General features: G+C 40.7%; 23 protein-coding genes and 1 pseudogene. 13 read left to right on the top strand and 11 right to left on the bottom strand.

The genetic code is table 11. The annotated features are described in order from the left end of the window. Positions 1 to 25 precede the first annotated feature (25 nt). From GD631_RS16285 to GD631_RS16265, 5 genes are all read right to left on the bottom strand, one after another. Positions 26 to 832 (bottom strand): patatin-like phospholipase family protein, encoded by an 807-nt coding sequence (locus tag GD631_RS16285; RefSeq protein ID WP_143258606.1) that lies wholly within the window; start codon positions 830 to 832, stop codon positions 26 to 28. 240 nt (positions 833 to 1072) lie between these two features. After that, on the bottom strand, positions 1073 to 2620 hold the full coding sequence (locus GD631_RS16280) for a 4Fe-4S binding protein (protein ID WP_143258605.1): 1548 nt from the start codon (positions 2618 to 2620) through the stop codon (positions 1073 to 1075). Between the two features lie 7 nt (positions 2621 to 2627). Then, positions 2628 to 3563, bottom strand: coding sequence for a DUF362 domain-containing protein (locus GD631_RS16275; RefSeq protein ID WP_143258604.1), 936 nt, complete (start codon positions 3561 to 3563; stop codon positions 2628 to 2630). Positions 3564 to 3576: 13 nt separating this feature from the next. Further along, the gene (locus GD631_RS16270; protein WP_143258603.1) at positions 3577 to 4086 is read right to left on the bottom strand and encodes an ECF transporter S component; all 510 of its coding nucleotides are present in this window, start codon (positions 4084 to 4086) and stop codon (positions 3577 to 3579) included. A 313-nt stretch (positions 4087 to 4399) separates the two neighbouring features. After that, entirely contained in the window at positions 4400 to 5113 is a 714-nt protein-coding gene (locus GD631_RS16265) for a DUF169 domain-containing protein (RefSeq protein WP_143258602.1), read from the bottom strand. A gap of 124 nt (positions 5114 to 5237) precedes the next feature. Between GD631_RS16265 and GD631_RS16260 the strand changes: the two genes are divergently transcribed. The 8 genes and pseudogenes from GD631_RS16260 to GD631_RS16225 form a co-directional block, all read left to right on the top strand. After that, entirely contained in the window at positions 5238 to 6044 is an 807-nt protein-coding gene (locus tag GD631_RS16260; RefSeq protein ID WP_143258601.1) for a DUF4846 domain-containing protein, read from the top strand. 67 nt (positions 6045 to 6111) lie between these two features. Continuing rightward, on the top strand, positions 6112 to 7614 hold the full coding sequence (locus tag GD631_RS16255) for a glutamine synthetase family protein (RefSeq protein ID WP_143258600.1): 1503 nt from the start codon (positions 6112 to 6114) through the stop codon (positions 7612 to 7614). A gap of 225 nt (positions 7615 to 7839) precedes the next feature. Continuing rightward, entirely contained in the window at positions 7840 to 8736 is an 897-nt protein-coding gene (locus GD631_RS16250; RefSeq protein ID WP_143258599.1) for a DUF6268 family outer membrane beta-barrel protein, read from the top strand. Positions 8737 to 8759: 23 nt separating this feature from the next. After that, positions 8760 to 9797 carry a sensor histidine kinase gene (locus GD631_RS16245; protein WP_143258598.1) on the top strand — a complete coding sequence of 346 codons (1038 nt, stop codon included), beginning with the start codon at positions 8760 to 8762 and terminating at the stop codon, positions 9795 to 9797. Beyond that, positions 9794 to 10855 carry a sensor histidine kinase gene (locus GD631_RS16240; protein ID WP_143258597.1) on the top strand — a complete coding sequence of 354 codons (1062 nt, stop codon included), beginning with the start codon at positions 9794 to 9796 and terminating at the stop codon, positions 10853 to 10855. The genes GD631_RS16245 and GD631_RS16240 overlap by 4 nt, the downstream gene beginning before the upstream one ends. Beyond that, positions 10852 to 11595 carry a LytR/AlgR family response regulator transcription factor gene (locus tag GD631_RS16235; RefSeq protein ID WP_143258596.1) on the top strand — a complete coding sequence of 248 codons (744 nt, stop codon included), beginning with the start codon at positions 10852 to 10854 and terminating at the stop codon, positions 11593 to 11595. The genes GD631_RS16240 and GD631_RS16235 overlap by 4 nt, the downstream gene beginning before the upstream one ends. Before the next feature lie 253 nt (positions 11596 to 11848). After that, positions 11849 to 12094, top strand: coding sequence for an RNA-binding regulator (locus tag GD631_RS16230; protein WP_143258595.1), 246 nt, complete (start codon positions 11849 to 11851; stop codon positions 12092 to 12094). A 118-nt stretch (positions 12095 to 12212) separates the two neighbouring features. Then, positions 12213 to 12350: pseudogene (locus GD631_RS16225) on the top strand (DUF4396 domain-containing protein); the annotation flags it as partial. Positions 12351 to 12352: 2 nt separating this feature from the next. On the opposite strand, the gene sucD reads toward GD631_RS16225, so the two are convergent. The 4 genes from sucD to thiD all read right to left on the bottom strand — a co-directional run bounded on the left by sucD (position 12353) and on the right by thiD (position 16369). Further along, on the bottom strand, positions 12353 to 13231 hold the full coding sequence (gene sucD, locus GD631_RS16220) for a succinate--CoA ligase subunit alpha (RefSeq protein WP_143258594.1): 879 nt from the start codon (positions 13229 to 13231) through the stop codon (positions 12353 to 12355). A gap of 32 nt (positions 13232 to 13263) precedes the next feature. Then, positions 13264 to 14394 (bottom strand): ADP-forming succinate--CoA ligase subunit beta, encoded by a 1131-nt coding sequence (gene sucC / locus GD631_RS16215; RefSeq protein ID WP_143258593.1) that lies wholly within the window; start codon positions 14392 to 14394, stop codon positions 13264 to 13266. Between the two features lie 200 nt (positions 14395 to 14594). Continuing rightward, positions 14595 to 15482: an ACP S-malonyltransferase gene (gene fabD / locus GD631_RS16210; protein WP_143258592.1), complete on the bottom strand. Its 888-nt coding sequence runs from the start codon at positions 15480 to 15482 to the stop codon at positions 14595 to 14597. Positions 15483 to 15532: 50 nt separating this feature from the next. After that, the gene (thiD, locus tag GD631_RS16205; protein WP_143258591.1) at positions 15533 to 16369 is read right to left on the bottom strand and encodes a bifunctional hydroxymethylpyrimidine kinase/phosphomethylpyrimidine kinase; all 837 of its coding nucleotides are present in this window, start codon (positions 16367 to 16369) and stop codon (positions 15533 to 15535) included. 340 nt (positions 16370 to 16709) lie between these two features. Between thiD and GD631_RS16200 the strand changes: the two genes are divergently transcribed. From GD631_RS16200 to xylE, 4 genes are all read left to right on the top strand, one after another. Further along, the gene (locus GD631_RS16200; protein ID WP_143258590.1) at positions 16710 to 17441 is read left to right on the top strand and encodes an NUDIX hydrolase; all 732 of its coding nucleotides are present in this window, start codon (positions 16710 to 16712) and stop codon (positions 17439 to 17441) included. Positions 17442 to 17546: 105 nt separating this feature from the next. Beyond that, positions 17547 to 19070: a xylulokinase gene (locus GD631_RS16195; RefSeq protein ID WP_008640143.1), complete on the top strand. Its 1524-nt coding sequence runs from the start codon at positions 17547 to 17549 to the stop codon at positions 19068 to 19070. Positions 19071 to 19111: 41 nt separating this feature from the next. Further along, entirely contained in the window at positions 19112 to 20428 is a 1317-nt protein-coding gene (gene xylA / locus GD631_RS16190) for a xylose isomerase (RefSeq protein ID WP_004295876.1), read from the top strand. 138 nt (positions 20429 to 20566) lie between these two features. Beyond that, on the top strand, positions 20567 to 22021 hold the full coding sequence (gene xylE / locus GD631_RS16185; RefSeq protein WP_143258589.1) for a D-xylose transporter XylE: 1455 nt from the start codon (positions 20567 to 20569) through the stop codon (positions 22019 to 22021). 501 nt (positions 22022 to 22522) lie between these two features. On the opposite strand, the gene GD631_RS16180 is transcribed toward xylE, so the two are convergent. Next, on the bottom strand, positions 22523 to 22999 hold the full coding sequence (locus tag GD631_RS16180) for a hypothetical protein (RefSeq protein ID WP_143258588.1): 477 nt from the start codon (positions 22997 to 22999) through the stop codon (positions 22523 to 22525). A gap of 401 nt (positions 23000 to 23400) precedes the next feature. Between GD631_RS16180 and GD631_RS16175 the strand changes: the two genes are divergently transcribed. Continuing rightward, positions 23401 to 24939: a carbon-nitrogen hydrolase family protein gene (locus tag GD631_RS16175; RefSeq protein WP_004295880.1), complete on the top strand. Its 1539-nt coding sequence runs from the start codon at positions 23401 to 23403 to the stop codon at positions 24937 to 24939. Between the two features lie 97 nt (positions 24940 to 25036). On the opposite strand, the gene GD631_RS16170 is transcribed toward GD631_RS16175, so the two are convergent. Continuing rightward, a complete protein-coding gene (locus GD631_RS16170) occupies positions 25037 to 26086 on the bottom strand; it encodes a DUF2776 domain-containing protein (RefSeq protein WP_143258587.1) in 1050 nt (349 codons plus the stop codon). Positions 26087 to 26254 lie beyond the last annotated feature (168 nt).

Below are 26254 nucleotides of genomic sequence, written 5' to 3'. Positions count from 1 at the left end.
ATTCTTTTTTCCGATGGATAGGAGGTTATTTCCATATTTTCCCTTTTTCTTCCAACAGTTGATTAAGTACTTCATTTGCTGTATTATATCCCTGTCCGAAGATTTCTTCTGCTTTCTCCAGTTCGGTATTGCTATATCCGTATAGATTGTATGGCTCGATTAATAAATCACACTTTTCTCTTTCTGGAAAAGTATTGGCGCGGAACATAAAATGGAATGAACGCATAGCAATGCTTACAATATTCATTTTGTAGTCCTGTGCCATGATGGGGCTTACGTTGACAGCCACCACCTTATTGCACACTCTACGCAGGGTAGATACGGGAAGATTCATCATCAATCCTCCATCAACATAGTTAGTGCCATCTATATTGACTGGTGCGAACATAACAGGCATACAACAAGAAGCAGCAACCCGTTCAGCTATGCTACCCCGGTGAAAGTGAACCATGCGTCCATGATCGAGGTCGGTTGCTGTGATAATCAGAGGAAGTTGTAAATCTTCCAAGTTTTTTGCTTTAACGTTGGTTCGGAGAAAGTCTATAAATTCACAAAGGTCAAATAATCCTTTTTTAGGAATTACCAGTTTGGTTAAATCCTGGAATTTATGTCCGGAGAAATAATCAAGTACTTTGTGGGGTTCGTTGCCATCTGCATAAAAGACACCGGCAAGTGCTCCTGCGCTTACTCCGGAGATGATTTCCGGTTTAATATCATGCTCTAAAAGAGCTTGCATAACTCCCAAATGGGCAAATCCTTTAATAAATCCTCCGCTTAGTGCATAGCCAATCTGATATTTCCGGCTATTCCTGTTATTTGTGAATACCTCCATGAGTTGCTTTCTTTAGTTCGCCACGAATTTAGTGAATTTATTGAAAGTAGGAGGAATATAATGAATAGTTTTTTTAAGAGAACGTCATAAGCAGTTTTTTGTTATCCATAGAACACAATAAATGCGGATAACATGGAACTTTAATTGCGTAAGTATAAAGTTTTGTTATCCGCATTTAAATATACCACAATAGAGCGCAAATATACGGATGGAATCTTTTACACCAGTACTGTGTACTGATTAGAATCCGAAATCGTCTATCTCCACTTTATGTTCTTCGCTTTCTTTAAAAGGTTTTGCTTCTTTTTGCACTGGATTTCCTTCAATATAGATAGCGCGGAATGGACGGGCAGGACAAACATATTCACATCCTCCACAACCTACGCATATTTCTTTGTTTACATGAGGGATCGTTAATCCGTCTTTATATGGTACCATTGCCACAGCCTGTGTAGGACAGTGCTCGGAGCACGCTCCGCAACTGGTTCCATCAGTATAAACGATGCAATTTTCCTCGATAAAAACAACATATCCCATTTGTGTAAGATGTTTTTGCTCTACACTTATGGGAAGAATTGCTCCATTGGGACAAACGTCTCCGCAAACAGTACAGTCAAAATTACAAAATCCTTTCTCAAAACTAACGGTCGGCTGCATTATGCCTGCCAAACCATACTCCATAAAAGCAGGTTGCAGAACATGAGAGGGGCATTTGCTGACACAAAGATGACAGGATGTACATTGCTGTTGAAAGTGTTCCCGACTGATAGAGCCCGGAGGAGTGATTGGATTCTCTTTTTTGTATGCCTTCTTGCCTTCTAATCTTGCAACGGATTCTTTGGCTTGGGACAGGAGTTTGGGAGTAGCCCCGGCAGTAACAAGACCGGCAACCAAAAAGCGGCGTTTGGATGAATCCGTGTCCGGTGATGATGGCGTAGGGGCTTCTACGTTTGTTTGTTGTTTCTTTAAAGAAGGGTTGTAGACCAATGCCTTTTGCTTGCATGCTTCCAGACAGTCGAAACAATCTACACAACGGCTATAATCAATGGCATGTTCCTTACTATTGATGCAGGAGGCTTTGCATTTGGTAGCACAAAGCCCGCATCCATTACATTTCGCAGTATCAATGCGGACCTTAAATAATGAAAAGCGGCTCAATAATCCCAATACTGTTCCTACGGGACAAACCGTATTGCACCATGTCCGTCCGTGTTTCCATGCCATTACAAAAATAACTGCAAGAGTGATAACAGCAATGAAAAGAGAAGAAATGCTTAAAACAGAGGTATCTACCTGATAAAACGTATAATTGTCGAACTTGGAAAAGACGGATTCCAACAGATTATTCCCCAACATGTAGATAGGTTTGAATATATGCACTACCACACGTCCATACGCGCTGTATGGATCGAGCAGGCCTACAACAAATGTAAATCCGCATAGAAACCCGATTACTGTCAGTCCGAGTATGCCCCAACGCAATTTGTTTTTTGCGGGACTGTAACTATATCTTTTTTTCTTTTTCCCTGTTGCTTTTGAAATGCGTGCAATGACATCCTGCAAAATACCCATAGGGCAAATTGTGGAACAATAAACGCGTCCAAACAAGAGCGTTAACGCAATGAGAAATAATAAGATACCTATACTTAGTGAAAGGATGGCTGGAACAAATTGCAAATGTGCCAGCCGATGAAAACTGTTCGGTAATATTTCTGCGAAATCGAGAAAAAAGAAAGAAATCAGCACAAATAATAGTGCTGATATTCCAATACGTAGCTTTCTTAACATTGTTATTTTACATCTTAATTCGCTTGACATTCAGCTTGTCAATGTTCATGGTTCCTATTTTCAGTGCTTCTCCTTTAGCGAGGTGTCCCACAGTATCTAGTGGCATCTCACGTATTTGATTGAAAAATTTGGCGGCAGCCGTGTCCACTGCTACAATATCCGGTGAAATGAACAGTCCTTTCGCTAACACGACGTCCGAGGCAGAACGTCCTCGCGGACCATTGGTTTTCATGATACGATAGGCGTCTACTACGTTCAGTACAGCTTTCTTTTGCAGTGTGCAGATATCGGCAATACATTGTTGCAAGTCATTCTGGTGGAAAAATCCACGGTCCCAAACAATTCCCATGTGATTTTTCATCGAGATAGTCAGATTGGCGCCCCCGTGGTTTTTCAGGATGGGAACATTGATCCATACATCGCAATTCAGGATGGCTTCATGTATCTTTGCTTTCTTCATCTTCTGACCGTTGGGTAAGTTTACCGGCTTGTAATAAGACTCCAAATGAGCAGGCATTACTTTTGCTCCGGCAGCTTTTGCCGCCGCTTCGATGCCGCTGTTTTTGTAGCACTTCTGCCAATCGTCACAAGTATGATCGAATACGGTCACTTCTTTAGCTCCGGCAGCAAAGCATTGTTTCACGATTTCAGCAATCAGTTGCGGGTTGGTGTTTCCTGCCAGTTCCGGCACTTTATCCCAACCGATATTAGGTTTTACGACCACCTTCTGTCCCGGTTTGACGAATTGCTTCATACCGCCCAGTTCGCTGATAGCACGGCGGAACATAGCTTCCGGTTCTCCACCCATAACGGCTACCAAGTCCGGATTGCCTCCGTTCGTATTATTAATAGTCTGGGTTAATATCTCCATTGCCTCCGAATGCTGAATACTCAATGCGGCACCGGTTATGGCTACTGTTTTTAAAAAGTCCCTTCTGTCCATTTTTGTTTTTACTTTAGAGTTTTGCAATCGCTTTCAGTAGGGCGTAGCCGCCAAACCATTGAATTAACATACCGGGAATACCAATGCGGAAATCTTGCACTGCTGCATGGAAATTTCCGATGAATGCCCATTCAAAAGCAGTTCCTATAATCTGATAGGAGAGAACGACACCGAGAATAGCCCATAAAGAAATGAATTTCAGTGTTCGTGCAGCCAAGGCGGAAGCACCGGCAAGTAAAGCGGATTTTATCAATATAATGGGGAGTGCAGCTCCCGAAGGCATTGCAAATAACAGGTGATTGATGACAGGAGAAAGAATTGCTGTCAGTAATCCCACACGAAAGCCATATTTATAAGCTGCGATCAACGTGAAAAAATAGATCGGCAATAAAGTAGGACCACCGTATGGTACAAGATGACAGATTTGTGGAAGTGCAATGTTTCCTGCCACAAATAGCAGGGCAAAGAGGTAAGTTCTTACATTGCTGTAATTCAGTGAATAGAGTTTAGCAGATGTTTCCATTTTCGTTGATAACTTTAATGTTTAATAGAACGATAATATTAAAAAATTAGACTTCTTTCCGCAGAAAAGGTTTAATCCGGACAAAGAACTATTTGCTTAAGTAACTGTCTAAAATTAGTTAATAGAAAAAGGAGGCTTCGTTGCGTTTTGAATAACAACTTATAATACGAACTAATTTAAGCATTTACTTTATGATATTAAAAATGGGACAGAAAAGTTTCAAGCCTATTTGAAACACTTTGTTTCTAACTTAGAAACTGTTTGTTTTACCGCTTGAAACATATTTTGAAACTATTTGGTTTGTACTTTTGCCTTATTCGGTGCCCATTCTTTCCCGAATCTTTCCCCATGCATGCGTATCAAACAGGCAACTTTGGCGCATAGTCCCACACATTTCCCTGAATCTGGACATAGGTATCGTATAACTCAACTTATCCGCTTCAAAGTATGGACGCACCGACGGGTCGAAGAAACCGATAAATGTCCGCTTGCCTCCTTTGCGGTTTTCAAGAGTGGCTTGTGTCACTATGGAACTGCAACCGGAACCGAATAAAGAGACGACACCATCTTCGGCATTGTTATCATAGTAAGCCCATGTAGTCAGTCCGGAAAGCATATCAGGATTGGCGATAAACATGACGCCTTCCATTTGTTCCAGACTTGCTATTTTGTCTATACGGGCAAAATGAAGGTATTTCTTTTCTGCCCTCGGAACCCCGAGTTGCCGGATAAACTCAATGACCATTTCCGGAGTCTGTTTATATCGTTCTTTTAGTGAGACAAAAGTCGGTACGCGTTCAGGCATTTCTGTAAAACCTGTGTAGAATTTGCCGCCACCGCAACCGATATTTTCTGCATTCAAGCTGATAGTGCCACCTTCTCTGACAGTCTTCATACCCTTAAAGAAGCAACCGTTAATTTTCTCTGCTGTTCCTTCCAGTATATCCGAATACCAAAATACAAGAGGTAATTCGGCATTCTCTCCGAATGCCTCCTTGAAGTTCTGAATAAATGTTTGGATGTCCATAGCTTATCAATTTTAGTTATGTATGTAGGTCTTTGTACAAAGTTAAAATAAAAATAGACATTCATCCTCTTTTTAAACAATAATTACTTATATTTGTCCGGAACAGAATATAAAGAGAAGCGTTATGAAGTATTTACTAATATATATAGGGTTACTTTGTACATCCCTGCAATTGTGGGGACAAGAAACGGTTGCTACAAGAATTGCTCCTCCGACGGGATATATCAGCGAGGCTTGTGCCGATCATTCGTTTACAGGTTATTTACGTAATTTGCCTTTGATGCCGAAAGGTAGTAAAGTGATGCTTTATAATGGAAAAGAAAAATCGAATCAGTCCGCAGCTTACGCTGTAATCGATATGGAGATAGGCAACCGTGATTTGCAACAGTGTGCCGATGCGGTAATGCGTTTGTGGGCGGAATATCTGTGGAAACATAAACGATATGGAGAAATAAAATTCAACTTCACCAATGGTTTCCCTGCCGGGTATAAGAAATGGGCGGAAGGAAATCGGATAAAAGTCAGCGGCAATCAAGTGCAATGGTATGCTGCGGGCAAAGGAGTGGATTATTCCTATAAAACTTTCCGTAACTATCTCGATATGGTCTTTATGTATGCCGGAACGGCTTCTTTATCCCGCGAGCTTCAGGCTGTGTCTTATACTTCTTTGCAACCCGGTGATGTATTTATTAAAGGAGGCTCACCCGGACATGCAGTCATTGTTGTAGATGTTGCTGTTCATCCGGCTACCAAAAAGAAAGTGTTCCTGTTGGCTCAGAGCTATATGCCTGCACAGCAGATTCATATTCTTGTAAATCCTGTCAGTCGCAGCCTTTCCCCCTGGTATGAATTGGCGGAAACGGATGCGGGGAAACTATATACTCCGGAATGGATTTTTAGCCGGAAAGATTTAAAACGCTTTAAGGAGTAGAATCTTTTCGTTATCTTTGGCATTTAACAAACCGTTTTAATCATACAACAACGAAAAACAACCGATTATGAATCAAGATTTGTCAATGAATGCTAACCAGTTGGTAGCATTCCTTCAAAAGCCAACTTCAGAGTTTACAAAAGCCGACATTATCTCATTTATCCAGCAAAAAGATATCCGCATGGTCAATTTCATGTATCCGGCGGGAGACGGTCGTCTGAAAACCCTGAACTTTGTTATCAACAATCAAGCCTATCTGGAAGCTATTCTTACTTGTGGAGAACGGGTAGACGGTTCCAGTCTTTTTTCTTTCATAGAAGCGGGCAGTAGTGACCTTTATGTGATTCCCCGTTTCTGTACTGCATTCGTTGATCCGTTTGCCGAGATTCCGACGCTGTCTATGCTTTGCTCTTTCTTCAATAAAGACGGCGAACCCCTCGAAAGTGCACCAGAACACACCCTTTACAAAGCAAGCAAAACTTTTACAGAAGTTACCGGAATGGAATTTCAGGCAATGGGCGAATTGGAATATTATGTAATAGCCCCGGATACAGGTATGTTTCAAGCAACCGACCAACGTGGTTATCACGAATCGGGTCCATACGCTAAATTCAATGAGTTCCGTACTCAATGTATGTCTTATATCGCACAGACAGGCGGGCAAATAAAGTATGGACACTCCGAAGTGGGTAATTTTACGCTGGATGGCTATATTTATGAGCAGAATGAGATTGAGTTCCTGCCGGTTCCTGTATCGCAGGCGGCAGATCAGTTGATGATTGCCAAATGGGTGATTCGTAATCTGGGATACAGATATGGATATAATGTGACCTTTGCTCCTAAAATAACAGCCGGTAAGGCAGGATCGGGCTTGCACGTACACATGCGTATCATGAAAGACGGAAAGAACCAAATGTTGAAAGACGGCGTTTTGTCGGAAACAGCGCGTAAAGCAATTGCCGGAATGATGGTGCTTGCTCCTTCAATCACTGCCTTTGGAAATACCAATCCTACTTCTTATTTCCGTCTTGTTCCTCATCAGGAGGCACCTACCAATGTTTGCTGGGGAGATCGTAACCGTTCCGTATTAGTACGTGTACCATTAGGATGGGCCGCAAAAACAGATATGTGTACATTGGCCAATCCGTTGGAAACCGAAAGCCATTTTGACACCAGCCAGAAGCAGACTGTAGAAATGCGTTCTCCGGATGGTTCGGCAGATTTGTATCAACTGTTGGCTGGTTTGGCTGTTGCCTGCCGTCATGGGTTTGAAATTGAGAATGCGTTGGATATCGCTCAAAAGACGTATGTGAATGTGAATATCCATCAGAAAGAGAATGAAGATAAACTGAATTCACTGGCACAACTGCCGGATAGCTGTGAGGCTTCTGCTGATTGCCTGCAACAACAACGGGCAATCTTTGAACAATATAATGTCTTTAGTCCGGCAATGATTGATGGTATCATCCGCAGACTTCGCAGTTACGAAGATAAAACGTTGCGTGCGGATTTGGAAGGAAAGCCGATGGAGATGTTAGATCTCGTACATAAGTATTTCCATTGTGGATAATCTGCAAACTGATATGTAAATAAAAGGCTACCTTCTGTTTCAAAGAAGGTAGTCTTTTTGTTTTCTGACGTATCATTTTTAATATAACTCACAGAATTATTTATCGATAAATGACGCTGTATTTCTTCATTTTGTATACTGAATATGAGGTTTGGTCTACAATTCCTCAACGAAGATAGGTAAAGCTCTATTTTTGTAACGTTCAAATCTAAAGGTAGATAAATAATGAAGTATATTTTATTGAGTACAGTTGTTTTGATTTTATTGTTGTCGGAAGATACGTGTGCGCAAGTAACTATCAAAACGGGTTATATCTCTTCTTCGTGTTATAAGAATGAAGATGGTCAGGAAACAGATGGGAGGGGAGACTTGCGGTTTGTGGAAGGAAACGTCAATATTCCTATATCGCAGAAAATGAATGAAAGAAATCAACCCACAATCTGGATGATTTCGGCAGGAGGAAGCTATACGGCAATGAATAATAAGAATCTTCACTCATATATAGACATAGATCAAATCATAAATATGCAGTTGAGCATAACTAATATTCGTCCTATCAGCAAAAAATGGTTCTTGTTGACGACAGTCGGTGCAGGAGTCTATACCGCTTCGGATGTAAAGTTGAAGAATGTTTTGGGGCAGGGAGGAGCTATTTTTATCCGGCAGTTCAAGCCTAATTTATCTCTTGGAGCCGGCTTGGCAGTTAACAACACATTTGGCTATCCGATGGTATTTCCCGCTATTTATTTTGATTGGAGCACTGAAGGACGTTATCAAATTAAAGTATCTATGTTGAATGCAATGGAGGTTTCGGCAGGGATGAGAATGAATAAATTCCTGAATCTAAGGATCGTGGCAGAAATGAACGGGTCATTGGCTTTGTTGGAAAGGGAAGGGAAAGATACCATGTTTTCCCAGCAATTCATTATTGTTGGTTTACAACCGGAATTAAATGTGGGGGACTCTTTTTCAGTCACTGCTACTGCCGGTGTTTCGTGCAGCAGAATCGCTTATTACACTACCCGCACGTTAAAGGCTTTTTTCGAGGATATGTCCAAAGATTCCGATCCGTATTTTAAACCGGCAATGTATGTTTCGATGGGAATGAAGTATAAATTCTAAAAAAATGGTAACTTTATCGCCCGATGTCAGTTAAGATACCACTATATACATTACTGAAACAAATAGGGATTTTTCTTGTAGTCTCCTTTTTGGTGTTCAGAGGAACTTTTGTCGAAAGCAACAGTTTAGGACTTAATCTTTCTACAGGGGTTAGCCTTTTACTTTCTATCATACTTTGGGGAATTATTAATCTGCACACTTGCTGGTTGATTCCCGGTTATCTGTTTCAGCGTAGATATAAAAAGTATATCATTTATTTAAGTAGCCTTGTTGGATTTATGCTGGCGGCCATGGTGACTGGTATTTGTCTTTTAGGGCAATATTATGTTATGCCCGAACAATTACAAAAACTAAATGATGATCTTCCTTTCTTCCTATTTCTAAATGCATTGGCACTTATACTCTATTTCTTTGCTTTTTCTTTTACTATTTTTCTGCATCATTGGGTGGCCTATCAACAACGGTTAAACGAATTGGAGAATATGAATATACAGACTGAACTGAATCGTTTGAAAGATCAACTCCAACCGGAATTCTTTTCGAGAATGTTGAATAAGGTGCGGACCTTGTTGAAAGAAGATGGAGAAAAGGCGTCGTTGCTCATCTTTAAATTAAGCCGGTTACTAAGATACCAACTTTATGAAAGTGAACGGCAAAAGGTATTATTGGGAGATGACATTTGCTTTATGACAGATTATATGAAGTTGGAGAAAATATGTAATCCGGAGCTTAATTTTGAAATCAGAATCCTAAATGAAGTACGTTATATACAAATACCTCCTTTATTGTTTATGCCTGTTATAGAATATGTGATTCAGATAACTACTTGTGGGAAAAATGAAAGGGGAGAAAATATCAGGGTTGATTTTCAAATGGAAGAGAATCAGCTCCGGTTCACTTGTACATACTATCATCTGCAAAGAAATGGAATTCAGCAGGTAGTACCTGTCTTTGACAAGCTACAACGGCGATTGGATTTGTTATATCCGGGAAGTTATCAATTGAAAAATTGCTATACCGATGAGGCGTTGTGTGCCATTGATTTAATGTTGAAATTATGAAAGATACTTGGAATGTATACGATTGGGCGAAGAGTATGGTAAATGACCGTTTTAGGTTTATCAGTAATCTATTATTGCTATTTATTATATTTTTCTTGGGATTTCAGAATATATATGGAGATTTTAATAGAGAAGGTTTCCTATATGCATGTCCGGTTAGTGTATTGGTTTTTGCATTTCCTATCTATCTGAATATTTATTGGTTGGTGCCTCGTTTCTTGTATAGGGCTAAGCGTCAGTTATTGTATTATTGGATTTCGTTTCTCGGAGTTAACTTAGTGAGTGTGCTATTGGGATTTATTTTTCTGTCTCCGTTATATCAACGATATGGCATTCATGAGTTCTGTGTGCAGGATAATCATTCCGTTTCTTTTGGGAGTATTTCTTATGGAATATTAGTGCTACTATTGAGCGCAGGTGGCTGTACTAGTTTTGAACTTTTCCGCCGCTGGGTTGTCTCCGATAGAAAAATTCTGGAATTGGAGAAAGCGACTATGCAGACGGAGCTTCAACAATTAAAGAAACAGATCAATCCGCATTTTCTTTTTAATATGCTGAATAATGCCAATATATTGCTAAAAGATGCTCCGGATGAGGCTTCACAAATATTGGGTAAACTGGATGACTTACTTCGCTACCAATTGAATGACAGTACAAGACGGGAAGTCTTTCTTAGTGCAGATATACAATTTCTCACCAGCTTTCTTGAACTGGAGAAGGTGAGAAGGGATCATTTTGAATATACGATTTTTCAGGAGGGAAATATGGAGAATATCTGTATTCCTCCGTTATTGTTTATCCCCTTTGTAGAGAATGCGGTGAAACATAATTCGGACAGCGATCATTTATCTTATGTTCACCTATACTTTTCCGTGCATAATAAGCAGTTAATGTTTCGTTGTGAGAATTCTAAGCCTCGTATTCCTGTAAAGCGGGAAGGGGGAATAGGATTAGCCAACGTGAGGCGTAGACTGGATTTACTTTATGAATCACAGTATACGTTACAGATAGAAGATAAAGAAACAACTTATAGTGTCAACTTACATCTAAATTTATGAATTGTATTATTGTTGATGATGAGCCGGTGGCTCGTAAAGGAATGAAATTATTGGTGGAACAAATACCTCAATTAGTACTGACGGGTAGTTTTAATAATGCTATCGTGGCATCCGCCTTTATGAATGAACATACAGTTGATTTGGTTTTCCTCGATATCCAAATGCCGGGAATTACGGGAATGGAATTTGCGCAAAGTATCCCCAGGAATACATTGATTATTTTTACGACAGCCTATGCAGAATATGCACTTGATAGTTATGAAGTGAGTGCCATCGATTATTTGGTGAAACCGATAGAGATGAATCGTTTTCTGAAAGCGGTCAATAAAGCTGTTGCCTACCATAAACTGTTGTTGTTGGAGACGCCCGAGAAAGTGGAAGAAATACAGGAAGAGTACATCTTCATCAGGTCGGAACGACGATATTTTAAAATAAACTTTAACGACATTCTATTTATTGAAGGGCTAAAAGATTATTCAATTCTCCAATTAGAAGATCAGAGGGTAGTTACTAAAATGAATTTGAAAAATATTCATGAGCAACTGCCCGGCAGGCAATTCCTCCGGGTAAATAAATCCTATATTGTCAATACCTCACAGATTGACTCTTTTGATACCAATGATGTTTTTATCAGAACTTATGAGATAGCGATAGGTAGTGGTAGCTATAAGAAATTGTTTTTCGAGGAGTTTGTAACAAAGAATCTGCAGAAGACTAATCCGGTGATTGGTATGAAATAGCCCGATATAAAAGGATACGAACGTTAAGTATTGACCTATTTTCATAAAAAAGATGTTTTGAGAAAAGAAAAAGGAGGGAATATAGTGCAATATCTCCAAATAATGCTTTCCTTTGTACCAACAACAATAAAGAGGTTTATTACGATTTGATTTTTTTACATGAATCTTCTCATTTATTTGAGCATATCCATCTCTAATTAAGATCTTCCTAAAACTTTCTTATTGAATTATTAATTTTTTATATTTGTATTTTATGAATTTGTACATTGGAAATCTTAGCTATAATGTTAAGGAATCGGATTTGAGACATGTAATGGAAGAGTATGGAACAGTTGCTTCAGTAAAGTTAATCACAGATCGTGAAACTAGAAGATCAAAAGGTTTTGCGTTTATCGAAATGCCGGATGATACAGAAGCTAACAACGCTATCAAACAATTGAACGGTGCAGAATATGTAGGTCGTTCAATGGTAGTGAAAGAAGCATTGCCAAAGAACTAATACTGAATAAATAGACAGTAATAGAGAAGGGCGCACTAGGTAACTAGCGCGCCCTTCTTCCTTTTAATCCTCATTATTATCTTCCTCGTCATCCACCATATTATTAAGTTCCAATTTAATTGTTTATTTTGTGCTATTCATCAATGAGTCATTGCCCAAAGATACATGGATATTCTGGTTTATGATGCAGTTGGCTATGCTTTTCGGTTTCTTCTGCGCTTATCCGATGAATGCTCTTCTTATAACTGCTTCTATTTTTTATTTCTCTTTTGGAGTTTGTTTTTTCAATAGTTTGGGTATATCCGAAGGCTCTTGTGCTACCTGGATACCAGCTGCTTCCAAAGATTCAATTTTCTCTTTTGCCGAACCGGAGCTTCCCGAAATGATAGCACCTGCATGCCCCATTTGTTTTCCCGGAGGAGCTGATTGTCCGGCAATAAATGCAACCACAGGTTTGGTTACATTATTGCGGATATATTCGGCCGCTTGCTCTTCCGCATTTCCTCCAATCTCTCCAATCAGGACGATTGCTTCTGTTTCCGGATCATTCTGAAACATTTCCAACAGTTGGCGGAAGTGAAGTCCTACAACAGGATCGCCTCCGATGCCGATAGCAGTGGATTGCCCCATTCCATTAGCTGTTAAGTGATATACAATCTCGTAAGTAAGTGTTCCGCTACGGCTGATGACACCTACTTTCCCTTCTAAAAAGACTTGTCCCGGTAAGATGCCAACCATGCTTTTTCCCGGAGAGATAAGTCCCGGACAGTTAGGCCCGATCAACATGGCACCTTTTTGTTCGGCAAACCGATGCGCCTTAATCACGTCCAGTGTGGGGATTCCTTCTGCAATGCAGACTATGATCCGGATGCCTGCGTCTGCTGCCTCCATGATAGCATCTGCCGCAAAACGTGCCGGAACGAAAATGATGGAGGTATTAGCTTTTGTCTGTTCGACAGCATCATACATGGTATTGAATACGGGGATTCCGTCCACATCTGTTCCTCCTTTGCCCGGAGAAGTACCCCCGACCACATTAGTTCCGTATTCTTTCATCTTCTTGGCATGGAAAAGCCCGTCTCTGCCGGTGATTCCCTGTACAATCAAACGGGTGGATTTATCTATTAGTATGCTCATAATTGCTTTATTTTTTAGTGATTTGGTACGTATTATGCTTTTAGAGCCATAAGAGCAGCCTCTTTCATCGTTGTGGCTATTTGGAAACGGCTGTAATTCCGTAACAGTTCCCGTCCGATATGTTCATTGGTGCCTGTAAGCCGGACGATGACAGGGACATTGCTGTTTATTTGTTCGAATGCCTGGAGAAGTCCCATTGCCACATCATCGCAACGAGTGATCCCTCCGAAAATATTAATCAGGACCACTTTTACTTTCTCATCCTGCAATAAGAGTTTCATTGCTTCAATGACCTTGACAGGATTGGAGCTGCCACCGATGTCGAGAAAATTAGCAGGCTGACCGCCGTAAAGTTTAATCATGTCCATAGTAGCCATGGCAAGTCCGGCGCCATTTACCATACAACCGATATTGCCGTCCATGTGGACATAACTGAATCCTTTATCTTTGGCGTCTGCTTCCACTTTTTCTTCTTCCGCCGGATCAAACAAAGCATGAATCTCCGGATGACGATAGAGCGCATTGTCATCAAAAGCAATCTTTGCGTCAATAGCTATTAACGTACCTTTCTTTGTAAGTGCCAGCGGATTTACTTCCACTAGCGACGCGTCATTCTCCACAAAGATTTTATAAAGTTCCTGAAGGATGACGGCCATTTTACCTGCCTGTTCCATTTGGGGGAAGAGAGCGAAAGCGAAACGCCTTGCCAGGTAGTCGGGAAGGCCAATGAATGGATTAATTGAATATCGGATGATTTTCTCCGGTGTCTGACAGGCTACCTCTTCAATATCCATACCGCCGGATGCACTCATCATCAGAATGACAGAACGTGTATTCCGGTCGATGGTATAGCTGACGTAATATTCTGCAGCAATATCGACTGCCTCGCTGACTAGGACTTGATTGACCGGAAGCCCTTTAATACTCATTCCGAGAATATTCTTAGCTTCCTGGTACGCATCTTCCGTATTGTTTACCAGTTTCACTCCTCCGGCTTTTCCTCGGCCTCCGGTTAATACTTGTGCCTTTATAACGACTCTGTCTGTTCCCATCCTCCGGTATGCAGCTAGAACGCCTGCGGCAGTACGGCATAAAGTGTGCCTCTCGACAGGTATTCCGTACTTGGAGAAAATCTCTTTCGCTTGATATTCATGTATTTTCATGGCTCATAAATTGGGGTAAATGATTCCTATAATAAAAACAAAAGAAAGATTCGGAAAGTTTGCCGGAAAAGAAAAGTACCAGGGTGTTTTACAACATGTTCATTGGTTTTCTACCAATGGTTCTCATATATAAAAAAGCGTGTTGGCAATAGTTGCCAACACGCTTTTTTATATGAAGATGAAGTCTGTCTTACGGATATTTATGCAATACCGTGAGCATTGACAGTACCGTCAATCTTTTTAATCAATCCTTGAAGTACAGCGCCCGGGCCACATTCTGTAAAATCAGTAGCACCGTCAGCAACCATATTCTTTACTGATTGTGTCCAACGTACGGAAGCAGTCAATTGAGCAACCAGGTTCTTTTTGATTTCTGCAGGGTCAGTGTGAGGAAGTGCATCCACATTCTGATATACCGGACATTTAGGAGTATGTACTTCGGTAGCTTTGATAGCAGCTTCCAATTCTACTTTAGCAGGATCCATCAATGGAGAATGGAAAGCACCACCCACTTTCAGCGGAAGAGCACGTTTTGCTCCGGCAGCTTTCATCAGTTCGCAAGCCTTTTCGATACCCGGTACAGAACCAGAGATAACGATTTGTCCCGGACAGTTGTAGTTGGCCGGTACGCAAACTTCGCCTTCTGCATTTACTGCTGCACAGATTTCTTCTACTTTCTCATCCGGCAATGCGATAATGGCGGCCATGGTGGAAGGAGTAGCTTCACAAGCTTTCTGCATAGCCATTGCACGTGCATACACGAGTTTCAATCCATCTTCAAAACTCAATGCGCCGGCAGCTACCAATGCAGAGAATTCACCAAGTGAGTGACCGGCAGTCATTTCCGGCTTGAAGTCGTCGCCCATGCAAAGAGCAGAAATAACAGAGTGAAGGAATACGGCAGGTTGAGTAACCTTTGTCTGACGAAGATCTTCGTCTGTGCCATCGAACATGATATCTGTAATGCGATATCCGAGGATATCATTTGCTTTTTCAAACAATTCTTTTGCTAAAGCTGAGTTTTCATACAGGTCTTTACCCATTCCTACAAATTGGGCGCCTTGACCGGGAAATACAAATGCTTTCATATTTTTATTATTTAATTGATTTTTAATTGCGGGTGCAAAGTTACGTATTTTTATGATACAACCGCACAAAATGTACACATTTGTGCAACGGAGTCCGGAAAATGCCATAAAGGGCCGTTGCCATGCCCGATATTCAATTCTTTTCCTGCGATAATGGCTTGAGTGATATATGCTTTCGCATGCTGGATAGATTCTCGCATGGGATAGCCTTTGGCAAGATAGGTGGCAATGGCGGAAGAGAGGGTACATCCCGTTCCATGCAGATTATGGCTTTCTATTTTTTTCTCTTCATATATATGGTAGATAAATTCGGACGTATGCAAAAGGTCGCACATATTGTCTCCTTCCAGATGTCCGCCTTTTAGTAAGATATTAGTCTGATAATCATCCGTCAGCATTTTGGCAGCAGCCTGCATATCCTGAATGTTGTGAATATTTTTACCTGTAAGTACTTTTGCTTCGTCAATATTGGGAGTGATTAATGTGACGAGCGGTAAAAGTTCTTTTTTGATTTCTTCTATCGCTTCATCTGTCATAAGTTTCCTTCCGCTGGTAGATACCATTACCGGATCGTAAACGATGTATGCAGGCGAATATTTTTGTAAACAGTCGGAAATTACACGAACAATTTGAATATCATTTATCATTCCTATTTTGATGGCAACCGGTTGCAGATCGTCCATCACTGCTTCTATTTGTCCGCGAACAATATCTGGAGAAATGGACTGTACGGCACGTACTCCCAGTGTATTTTGTACGGTGATGGCAGTAATGGCCGATGCTGCATATCCTCCTAAAGCCGAGATTGTTTTTATGTCTGCCTGAATACCTGCGCCTCCCGAACAATCGGAGCCGGCAATAGATAAAATGACTGGATGACGTTCCATTTTAGTTTTTTTAATATTTACCCGACAAAGATAGAATAAAAAACGATAAGGTACAAAATGACATATCGTTTAAAATACAATAAGTATCTTTGCTGATGTCTGTTGGAAAAGATATGAAAAGTACTGATAATAAAGCGTCAATCTAGTTTTTGTACTTTATACAATTACTCGTCCGTGGAAACACTAAAATACATATTGTAATTCGTAAGATAACACTAACTATTCATATTGTAGAATATATGATATGTATTTATATGAAAAACAATGTTTTATAGCATATTTCTTATTTTGTTTTGATGGGGTTTAGCATCTATATTTGCATCGTTTTAAAGAAATGGATATGCAAAATTTACAGAAAAATACACCTTTAGCAAACAATCATATATCAGTAGACTGTGTAGTGATTGGTTTTGACGGAGAACAACTGAAAGTGTTGCTTGTAAAACGTGCAGGTGAGGATAATGGAGAAGTATATCATGATATGAAACTTCCCGGAAGTCTTATCTATATGGACGAAGCCTTGGATGAAGCTGCACAACGAGTTTTGTATGAATTGACAGGACTTAAAAATGTGAATCTGATGCAGTTTAAAGCATTTGGTTCTAAAAACAGAACGAGTAATCCGAAAGATGTACGTTGGTTGGAAAGAGCCATGCAGTCAAAAGTGGAGCGCATTGTTACTATTGCCTATATGTCAATGGTAAAGATAGACCGTACATTGGATAAGAATCTGGACGATCACCAGGCTTGCTGGATCGCTTTGAAAGACGTGAAAACATTGGCTTTTGACCATAATCTGATTATAAAGGAGGCAATGACTTACATTCGGCAGTTTGTAGAATTTAATCCTTCCATATTGTTCGAACTGCTTCCGCGTAAATTTACAGCCGCACAATTGAGGACCCTTTTTGAATTAGTATATGACAAAGCCGTGGATGTGCGCAACTTCCATAAGAAAATAGCAATGATGGAATATGTAGTTCCTTTGGAAGAAAAGCAACAAGGAGTGGCTCACCGTGCTGCCCGTTATTATAAATTTGATAAGAAGATATATAATAAGGTGAGAAGGTAGACTTTATTCAAGTATTAAGTATTAGGCGTTGAATGTTATAGTATTAATTGTCGGGCATTGAGCGTTAAATCGTAAATAGTAAATCGTTTAATCGTAAATAAAATTATGTTTCTATTAGGTTATGACATCGGTAGCTCGTCTGTAAAAGCGAGTTTGGTAAATGCTGAAACTGGTAAATGTGTGTCATCGGCATTTTTTCCGAAAACAGAAGCGAATATTATTGCAGTGAATCCCGGATGGGCGGAACAAGATCCTGAAAGTTGGTGGGAAAACTTAAAGTTGTCCACGCAGGCTATTATGACCGAATCCGGAGTTAGTGCCGCTGAAATTAAAGCCATCGGTATCTCTTATCAGATGCACGGATTGGTTTGTGTTGATAAGAATCAGCATGTATTGCGTCCTGCTATCATCTGGTGTGACTCTCGTGCGGTGCCATACGGTCAGAAAGCGTTTGAGACAATCGGGGAGGAGAGATGTCTTTCTCATTTGTTGAACTCACCGGGAAATTTTACCGCTTCCAAGTTGGCGTGGATTAAAGAAAACGAACCGGCCATCTATGAGCAGATTGATAAGATAATGCTGCCGGGCGATTATATTGCCATGAAGTTGAGTGGAGAAATCTGCACTACTGTTTCCGGACTTTCGGAAGGTATGTTCTGGGATTTCAAGAACAATCGGGTGGCTGATTTCTTAATGGATTATTACGGGTTTGATTCTTCTTTGATTGCAGATATTAAGCCGACTTTTGCTGAACAGGGACGTGTAAATGCAATAGCTGCCAAAGAGCTTGGACTGAAAGAAGGGACACCGATTACCTATCGTGCAGGCGACCAGCCTAACAATGCCCTTTCTTTGAATGTGTTTAATCCGGGAGAGATTGCTTCTACGGCAGGAACATCGGGAGTGGTTTATGGCGTGAACGGTGAAGTGAACTATGATCCGCAGTCACGTGTCAATACCTTTGCGCATGTCAATCATACCATAGATCAGACACGTTTGGGAGTATTGCTTTGCATCAATGGAACAGGTATTCTCAATTCATGGGTAAAACGCAACATTGCTCCCGAAGGAATATCTTATAATGAAATGAATGTATTAGCTTCCAAAGCTCCTATCGGCAGTGCAGGAATCAGTATCCTGCCGTTTGGTAACGGTGCCGAACGTATGCTGAACAATAAAGAAATCGGTTGCAGTATTCGTGGACTGGACTTTAATACGCATGGCAAACATCATATTATTCGTGCCGCTCAAGAAGGTATTGTATTCTCTTTTAAATATGGCATTGATATCATGGAGCAAATGGGAATTCCTGTGAAGATGATCCATGCCGGACACGCTAATATGTTTTTGAGTTCTATCTTCCGTGATACTTTGGCGGGAGTCACAGGAGCTACTATCGAGCTTTACGATACGGATGGTTCCGTAGGTGCCGCGAAAGGTGCGGGCATTGGCGCAGGTATCTACAAGGATAATAATGAGGCATTTGCTACGCTTGACAAACTGGATGTGATTGAGCCTAATGTGGCAAAACGACAGGAATATGCTGACGCGTATGCAAAATGGAAATACCGTCTTGAAAAGTCGATGACCGGTAATATACCGGCTCCGGTTCTTTCTTCAGATAAATAATTAACAATTTAAATAATAACCATTTAAAAAATAAAAGAATTATGGCAACAAAAGAATTTTTCCCGGGAATTGAAAAGATTAAGTTCGAAGGTAAAGATAGTAAGAATCCGATGGCATTCCGTTACTACGATGCTGAAAAGGTTATCAACGGTAAGAAAATGAAAGATTGGTTGAGATTTGCTATGGCATGGTGGCATACTTTGTGTGCTGAAGGCGGTGACCAATTTGGTGGCGGAACAAAACAATTCCCTTGGAATAGTAATGCTGACGCTATACAAGCTGCAAAAGATAAAATGGACGCAGGTTTTGAATTCATGCAGAAAATGGGTATCGAATACTACTGTTTCCACGATGTGGACTTGGTTTCTGAAGGTGCAAGCATCGAAGAATACGAAGCTAACCTGAAAGCAATCGTAGCTTATGCAAAACAGAAACAAGCTGAAACTGGCATTAAGCTGTTGTGGGGTACTGCCAACGTATTTGGTCATGCACGTTACATGAACGGTGCAGCTACTAACCCTGATTTTGATGTAGTAGCTCGCGCTGCTGTTCAGATCAAGAATGCAATCGACGCAACTATCGAATTAGGTGGTCAAAACTATGTATTCTGGGGTGGACGTGAAGGTTATATGTCTCTTCTGAATACAGATCAGAAACGTGAAAAAGAACACTTGGCAAAAATGCTGACCATCGCTCGTGATTATGCTCGTGCCCGTGGTTTCAAAGGCACTTTCCTGATCGAACCGAAACCGATGGAACCGACTAAACACCAGTATGATGTCGATACAGAAACTGTAATAGGCTTCTTGAAAGCTCATGGATTGGATAAAGATTTCAAAGTGAACATTGAAGTAAACCACGCAACTTTGGCTGGTCACACTTTCGAACACGAATTGGCAGTAGCAGTAGACAACGGCATGTTGGGTTCTATCGACGCTAACCGTGGTGATTATCAGAATGGTTGGGATACAGACCAATTCCCGATTGATAACTACGAACTGACACAAGCTATGATGCAAATTATCCGCAACGGTGGCTTGGGTAACGGTGGAACAAACTTCGACGCTAAGACTCGTCGTAACTCTACTGACCTGGAAGATATCTTCATCGCTCACATCGCAGGTATGGATGCTATGGCTCGTGCATTGGAAAGTGCAGCTGCTCTGCTGAACGAATCTCCGTATAAGAAAATGCTGGCTGACCGTTACGCTTCATTTGATGGCGGTAAAGGTAAGGAGTTTGAAGATGGCAAGTTGACTTTGGAAGATGTAGTTGCTTATGCTAAAGCAAACGGTGAACCGAAGCAGACTAGCGGTAAACAAGAGCTTTATGAAGCAATTCTGAATATGTATTGCTAATTAAATCCACCACAGATTACACGGATTCTCACAGATTGATTTTCTTCTCTTTTATTTTGAATTTTATCTATGTCAATCCGTGAAGTCTGTGGTGATATATATCCAACTACTACAACACTACTTTATCTACTTATAACCATGATTAATACAACGAACGAAGGTAGTAAACTCTACCTATATTCGATAACCTCTGTCGCCATTCTGGGAGGACTGCTTTTCGGATACGATACAGCAGTTATTTCCGGTGCAGAGAAAGGTTTGGAGGCTTTTTTCCTTTCGGCCTCTGATTTTCAATACAATAAAGTAATGCATGGAATCACTTCTTCCAGTGCATTGATTGGCTGTGTACTGGGTGGTGCGATCTCCGGTATATTTGCTTCCCGTTTGGGACGTCGTAATTCTCTAAGGCTTGCTGCCGTACTCTTTTTCCTTTCAGCATTAGGTTCCTATTATCCTGAAGTCCTATTTTTCGAATATGGAAAGCCGAATATGGATTTGCTGATTGCTTTTAATTTGTATCGTGTTTTGGGCGGTATCGGTGTTGGACTGGCTTCTGCAGTCTGTCCGATGTATATTGCTGAAATAGCCCCTTCCAATATTCGTGGAACGCTTGTATCATGTAACCAGTTTGCTATCATCTTCGGTATGTTGGTAGTATACTTTGTGAATTTCTTGATTATGGGCGGACATCAAAATCCTATTATTCTGAAAGATGCGGCCGGTATACTGTCTGTTAGTGCTGAATCTGATATGTGGACTGTTTATGAAGGATGGCGTTACATGTTCGGTTCGGAAGCTTTCCCTGCCGCTTTCTTTGGCCTGTTGTTGTTCTTTGTTCCGAAGACTCCTCGTTATCTTGTATTGATACAGCAGGATGAAAAGGCTTATTCGATCCTTGAAAAGATCAATGGTAAGACAAAAGCGCAGGAAATTCTTAATGATATTAAAGCTACTGCTCATGAAAAGACAGAGAAAATCTTTACTTATGGAGTGGCAGTAATTGTGATCGGTATTTTGCTTTCTGTATTCCAACAGGCTATCGGTATTAATGCGGTACTTTATTATGCTCCTCGTATTTTCGAAAATGCAGGTGCAGAAGGAGGTGGCATGATGCAAACAGTTATTATGGGTATTGTAAACATTGTCTTTACATTAGTTGCAATCTTCACTGTAGACCGCTTCGGACGTAAGCCACTATTGATAATCGGTTCTATTGGTATGGCTGTAGGTGCATTTGCGGTAGCAATGTGTGATAGCATGGCAATAAAGGGTATTCTTCCGGTACTTTCAGTAATTGTGTATGCAGCATTCTTTATGATGTCTTGGGGGCCGATTTGCTGGGTGTTGATCTCGGAAATATTCCCGAACACGATCCGTGGTAAAGCGGTGGCAATCGCTGTAGCATTCCAATGGATATTCAATTACATTGTATCTTCTACTTTCCCTGCACTGTACGACTTCAGTCCGATGTTTGCATATAGTTTATATGGTATTATCTGCGTGGCTGCTGCTATCTTTGTTTGGCGTTGGGTACCTGAAACGAAAGGCAAGACATTGGAAGATATGAGCAAGCTTTGGAAGAAAAATAAATAAATTAGGTTAGTGTAAATTCATCATGTCATTATGACTTTGGTCTCTTGGCATGGTTCTATTAAGATTATGACATCGTACCAATGGTATGGTGTCATAATTGTTTTTATTTGAAGCTTTGGGGAACAGTTGTAAATTCAGGGGATGTGGTTTAGGGGGACTCTATCTCCTAAGAATAGATTCGTAACGGTGCGAGAATGAATAAACTATGCTATATTAATTATATCTCGCTACTATGCTACTTTTATTTTTTCTTCTTGCCTATATTATTTTTTTGATTGCCTAATGAGTTTTCGTTTGACAACTGTCAAGCGATAGTTCAACTTAAGTTAAGCGTTCGTTCGACAACTGTCAAACGAAAATTCATTAGGCTATGAAATAGATATTAATAGGGAAGCAATTACCTAAAAGTAACGAATGAAATCATTAGTGGTAATGGATTCAAAACTGTGCAAAAACGAACTACTTTTAACGTCAGTTCGATGCAATATCTATCTGTATGACTTAACGGTCTGATACATTCTCCAAAGTTTCGGAAGGTTTGCCGCCCAAGAGCTTTTCCAAGTCACGTAATTGACGTTGATAATCCTGCAACATCTGACTGACAAAACCACGATAGCAAGAGGCTGATATCAGGAAGTTCGACCATTGTGCCCATTCTTCAAAAATCTTTTGGCACTCTGTCCGAGGTGAATTTTGTAAAGTAAAGAAATGCAGGCAAGCCTTTTGCATCTCCGGCATCCTATTTTCCCATGAACGGTCGAGGTTGGTCAACGCTTTAATAAAATGTTTGATTTTGTGGTGTAACGCTCCCAAACGTTGTAATTCCGAACGATCGACTGATACAGTAGGGCATAGTCGTCGTGATTGGGTTAAATAAAACTGTTTTAGGTTTTCTTTTTCTTCCAGATTAGGAAAATTAGCTTCCTGCCGATTGCTTCGAACGGTTTTTACAGGTGCATTGTTTTGTTCTTCATGCATGATACAACGGTTTTAAGATAGGCGGGAATAAAAAAACGGTTCCGCCTTTCCCGTTGACTAACACTCCACAGAAGCTGGGGACGCATTAACGTTCCCCACGGGGGTACGAAACCGCGTATCTACGGCAGCAACAGGCATAAAAATGCCTGCTACTGGAGTTGAAGCAGGTTCACTGCTTCTGTGGGTATAAAATGTTAGTCGCTGCAAATGTACGATAATTTTCGGAAGTCGCAAATTAAATGGCGCAAGAGTCTGTATGAAAATTATGTGATGGTAAAGCACTGTAGCCATTTCTGAAGCATGTATTAAAATTAAGTATAATGCATTTTTTATTTTGCAATGATAATGTATAAAGATAAACAGTACCTTTGCATAGTTTTTATATAAAAACACGTATTGTTATGGAACAGCATCCGATAAAAATTAATAAAGTGCAGATACGTAATCTGCAAATAGAAGATTATGTACAGTTATCCCAATCGTTTACCCGTGTTTATTCTGACGGTAGCGATGTGTTTTGGACTCGTGAGCAGATTCAGAAGTTGATTAAGATCTTTCCGGAAGGTCAGATCGTCACAGTCGTTGACGATAAAATAGTTGGTTGTGCTCTTTCTATTATTGTTGATTATGATAAAGTAAAGAACGACCATACGTATGCACAGGTTACGGGTAAGGAAACATTCAATACACATAATCCCAAAGGAAATATCCTGTATGGCATTGAAGTATTCATTCACCCGGGCTATCGTGGTTTGCGTCTCGCACGTCGTATGTATGAATATCGTAAGGAGCTTTGCGAAACATTGAATCTGAAAGCAATCATGTTTGGCGGACGTATCCCGAATTATCATAAATATGCTGACAAAATGCGTCCGAAAGAATATATCGAACGGGTGCGTCAACGCGAGATTTACGATCCGGTACTTACTTTCCAATTGTCGAATGACTTCCACGTTCGTAAGGTAATGACCAATTATCTGCCAAATGATGAGGAATCAAAACATTATGCCTGTTTGCTGCAATGGGATAATATCTATTACCAGCCACCTACACAGGAATATATCAGTCCCAAAACTACGGTTCGTGTAGGACTAGTGCAATGGCAGATGCGTAGTTATAAAACATTGGATGACCTGTTCGAACAAGTAGAATTCTTTGTGGACGCAGTATCCGATTATAAAAGTGATTTTGTTCTTTTCCCGGAATATTTCAATGCTCCTTTGATGTCGAAGTATAATGATAAAGGAGAATCACAAGCTATTCGCGGATTGGCAAAGTATACGGATGAAATTCGGGAACGGTTTATGAATCTGGCTATTAGCTATAATATCAACATTATAACCGGAAGTATGCCATACGTAAAAGAGGACGGATTGCTTTATAATGTAGGTTTCCTTTGTCGACGGGATGGAACCTATGAAATGTACGAGAAATTGCACGTTACCCCCGATGAAATAAAAAGCTGGGGACTTAATGGTGGCAAACTTCTGAACACTTTTGATACGGATTGTGCAAAGATTGGAGTTTTGATCTGCTATGATGTCGAGTTCCCCGAACTTTCCCGCCTGATGGCAGATCAGGGAATGCAGATATTATTTGTTCCTTTCCTGACAGATACACAGAATGCCTACTCTCGTGTTCGTGTCTGTGCGCAGGCACGTGCTATCGAGAATGAATGTTTTGTAGTCATTGCCGGAAGTGTCGGAAATCTTCCCCGTGTGCACAATATGGATATTCAATATGCTCAATCGGGTGTGTTTACCCCATGCGACTTTGCTTTTCCAACGGACGGAAAGAGGGCAGAGGCAACTCCTAACACCGAAATGATTTTGGTATCGGATGTTGACCTGGATTTGCTGAACGAGCTGCATACTTATGGTAGTGTACGCAACCTGAAAGACCGCAGGAATGACCTGTATGAGGTGAGATACAAGAAATAAAAGAGTGACGCTATGCTGTCCGGATAGCGTCACTATATGCCTTGGATAGCGTCACTATCCGGGGCATATAGTGACGCCCTTTTTATAGAATACTTTTTTATTTGGAAGACGTGCCACTCTCCAATATACTAACGATAGAAAACAGCGTAAAGCAAATAGCTCCTAGACCTACCAAAACACGTGCCGGAATGAAATAATCAGCATGTATAGTAGCAATCTCGAATACAAAAGCCGCCAGGAACAGACAAGCCAATGCCGTTAATACCGGAATCATAGGAATACGGTTGGCTAATTTGAATTCTTGTCTCCATATTTTGGCCAGCAAGATTACTTTGCTGGAAATGCTGTAACATACCAGCCCCAACCCGAGCATAATATATCCGGTGGTACCGTTTGCGCTTCCGGAATCTGCCAAAATCACGAATAATCCCCATACAAAAGAGATAGATCCCATTAATAAAACTAGTTTTGGCCATTTATCCCGTTCTTTTTCTGAATAATCATTACGTATCTGACGTGCTATGGTAGCTACCAACGCAATCAAACTGGTACAAATACATGCCAGACCGACCATTACGTGCCCCGCGACAAAATAAGCCGGATGAGAATGACTGTTCCCTAATAATACAAATGCCCATATCCATGCGATGAGAGAAACGGTGATGGCAACAATGACCAATGCCCGTCTCTGATTAAGGGAAAAAGCTCCTTCTGGAACCTCATTACTTGTCGCTTTTGAATTTCCCGGAATTAAAGAGAATCGGGTAGAAGAGGTGGCGGCGGTAGCTACACAAGTGGTTATAAATCCAACGCCGGTGATAACGTGTCCAGCAACAAATGCAGAGGTAGAAGTGGCATTACTGAAAATGCAGATACCTCCAATGATTGTAATGATGGCTGCCAAATAGCCTATAACCGGCAAAACGTATTTGGCCGATTTATTATAAGTATGTATGATTTGCCGGATGATAGTGGCAGCCGTACAAAACAGCGCAATGCATATCATACCAAGTGAAAACACAACAGGACCGGCTACAACACGACTCCCGTCATCTCCATAATTATAAATGAACGCTCCGTATCCGAAGCAAAAAACAGCCATCGCCAAAGGGATTGCCCTGAATAAAATGCTAATACCGTAATTCATAAGTTAAGTGCTTTTAGGTTTCCCACTAAAACAAGGAGATACCTGTTTTGTTTAGGCTGTAGGCGGTTTATAATCGTTAACTTCACACGAATCCGATTAAAAGTCTTAGCTTTTTGCTCAACTAAACAAATGTTTTTGTAAATTTGCACCCTTAAAAATGGGGATACC

Source organism: Bacteroides luhongzhouii, from assembly GCF_009193295.2.
Taxonomy (GTDB): domain Bacteria; phylum Bacteroidota; class Bacteroidia; order Bacteroidales; family Bacteroidaceae; genus Bacteroides; species Bacteroides luhongzhouii.
The sequence above is the reverse complement of the archived record's forward strand: the minus strand, read 5'-3'. Positions and strand labels throughout refer to the sequence as shown.

Excerpts from the sequence above, each read along its gene's own strand:
- GD631_RS16285 (WP_143258606.1), bottom strand. The coding sequence starts at position 832 with ATGGAGGTATTCACAAATAACAGGAATAGCCGGAAATATCAGATTGGC.
- GD631_RS16280 (WP_143258605.1), bottom strand. The coding sequence starts at position 2,620 with ATGTTAAGAAAGCTACGTATTGGAATATCAGCACTATTATTTGTGCTG.
- GD631_RS16275 (WP_143258604.1), bottom strand. The coding sequence starts at position 3,563 with ATGGACAGAAGGGACTTTTTAAAAACAGTAGCCATAACCGGTGCCGCA.
- GD631_RS16270 (WP_143258603.1), bottom strand. The coding sequence starts at position 4,086 with ATGGAAACATCTGCTAAACTCTATTCACTGAATTACAGCAATGTAAGA.
- GD631_RS16265 (WP_143258602.1), bottom strand. The coding sequence starts at position 5,113 with ATGGACATCCAAACATTTATTCAGAACTTCAAGGAGGCATTCGGAGAG.
- GD631_RS16260 (WP_143258601.1), top strand. The coding sequence starts at position 5,238 with ATGAAGTATTTACTAATATATATAGGGTTACTTTGTACATCCCTGCAA.
- GD631_RS16255 (WP_143258600.1), top strand. The coding sequence starts at position 6,112 with ATGAATCAAGATTTGTCAATGAATGCTAACCAGTTGGTAGCATTCCTT.
- GD631_RS16250 (WP_143258599.1), top strand. The coding sequence starts at position 7,840 with ATGAAGTATATTTTATTGAGTACAGTTGTTTTGATTTTATTGTTGTCG.
- GD631_RS16245 (WP_143258598.1), top strand. The coding sequence starts at position 8,760 with ATGTCAGTTAAGATACCACTATATACATTACTGAAACAAATAGGGATT.
- GD631_RS16240 (WP_143258597.1), top strand. The coding sequence starts at position 9,794 with ATGAAAGATACTTGGAATGTATACGATTGGGCGAAGAGTATGGTAAAT.
- GD631_RS16235 (WP_143258596.1), top strand. The coding sequence starts at position 10,852 with ATGAATTGTATTATTGTTGATGATGAGCCGGTGGCTCGTAAAGGAATG.
- GD631_RS16230 (WP_143258595.1), top strand. The coding sequence starts at position 11,849 with ATGAATTTGTACATTGGAAATCTTAGCTATAATGTTAAGGAATCGGAT.
- sucD (WP_143258594.1), bottom strand. The coding sequence starts at position 13,231 with ATGAGCATACTAATAGATAAATCCACCCGTTTGATTGTACAGGGAATC.
- sucC (WP_143258593.1), bottom strand. The coding sequence starts at position 14,394 with ATGAAAATACATGAATATCAAGCGAAAGAGATTTTCTCCAAGTACGGA.
- fabD (WP_143258592.1), bottom strand. The coding sequence starts at position 15,482 with ATGAAAGCATTTGTATTTCCCGGTCAAGGCGCCCAATTTGTAGGAATG.
- thiD (WP_143258591.1), bottom strand. The coding sequence starts at position 16,369 with ATGGAACGTCATCCAGTCATTTTATCTATTGCCGGCTCCGATTGTTCG.
- GD631_RS16200 (WP_143258590.1), top strand. The coding sequence starts at position 16,710 with ATGCAAAATTTACAGAAAAATACACCTTTAGCAAACAATCATATATCA.
- GD631_RS16195 (WP_008640143.1), top strand. The coding sequence starts at position 17,547 with ATGTTTCTATTAGGTTATGACATCGGTAGCTCGTCTGTAAAAGCGAGT.
- xylA (WP_004295876.1), top strand. The coding sequence starts at position 19,112 with ATGGCAACAAAAGAATTTTTCCCGGGAATTGAAAAGATTAAGTTCGAA.
- xylE (WP_143258589.1), top strand. The coding sequence starts at position 20,567 with ATGATTAATACAACGAACGAAGGTAGTAAACTCTACCTATATTCGATA.
- GD631_RS16180 (WP_143258588.1), bottom strand. The coding sequence starts at position 22,999 with ATGCATGAAGAACAAAACAATGCACCTGTAAAAACCGTTCGAAGCAAT.
- GD631_RS16175 (WP_004295880.1), top strand. The coding sequence starts at position 23,401 with ATGGAACAGCATCCGATAAAAATTAATAAAGTGCAGATACGTAATCTG.
- GD631_RS16170 (WP_143258587.1), bottom strand. The coding sequence starts at position 26,086 with ATGAATTACGGTATTAGCATTTTATTCAGGGCAATCCCTTTGGCGATG.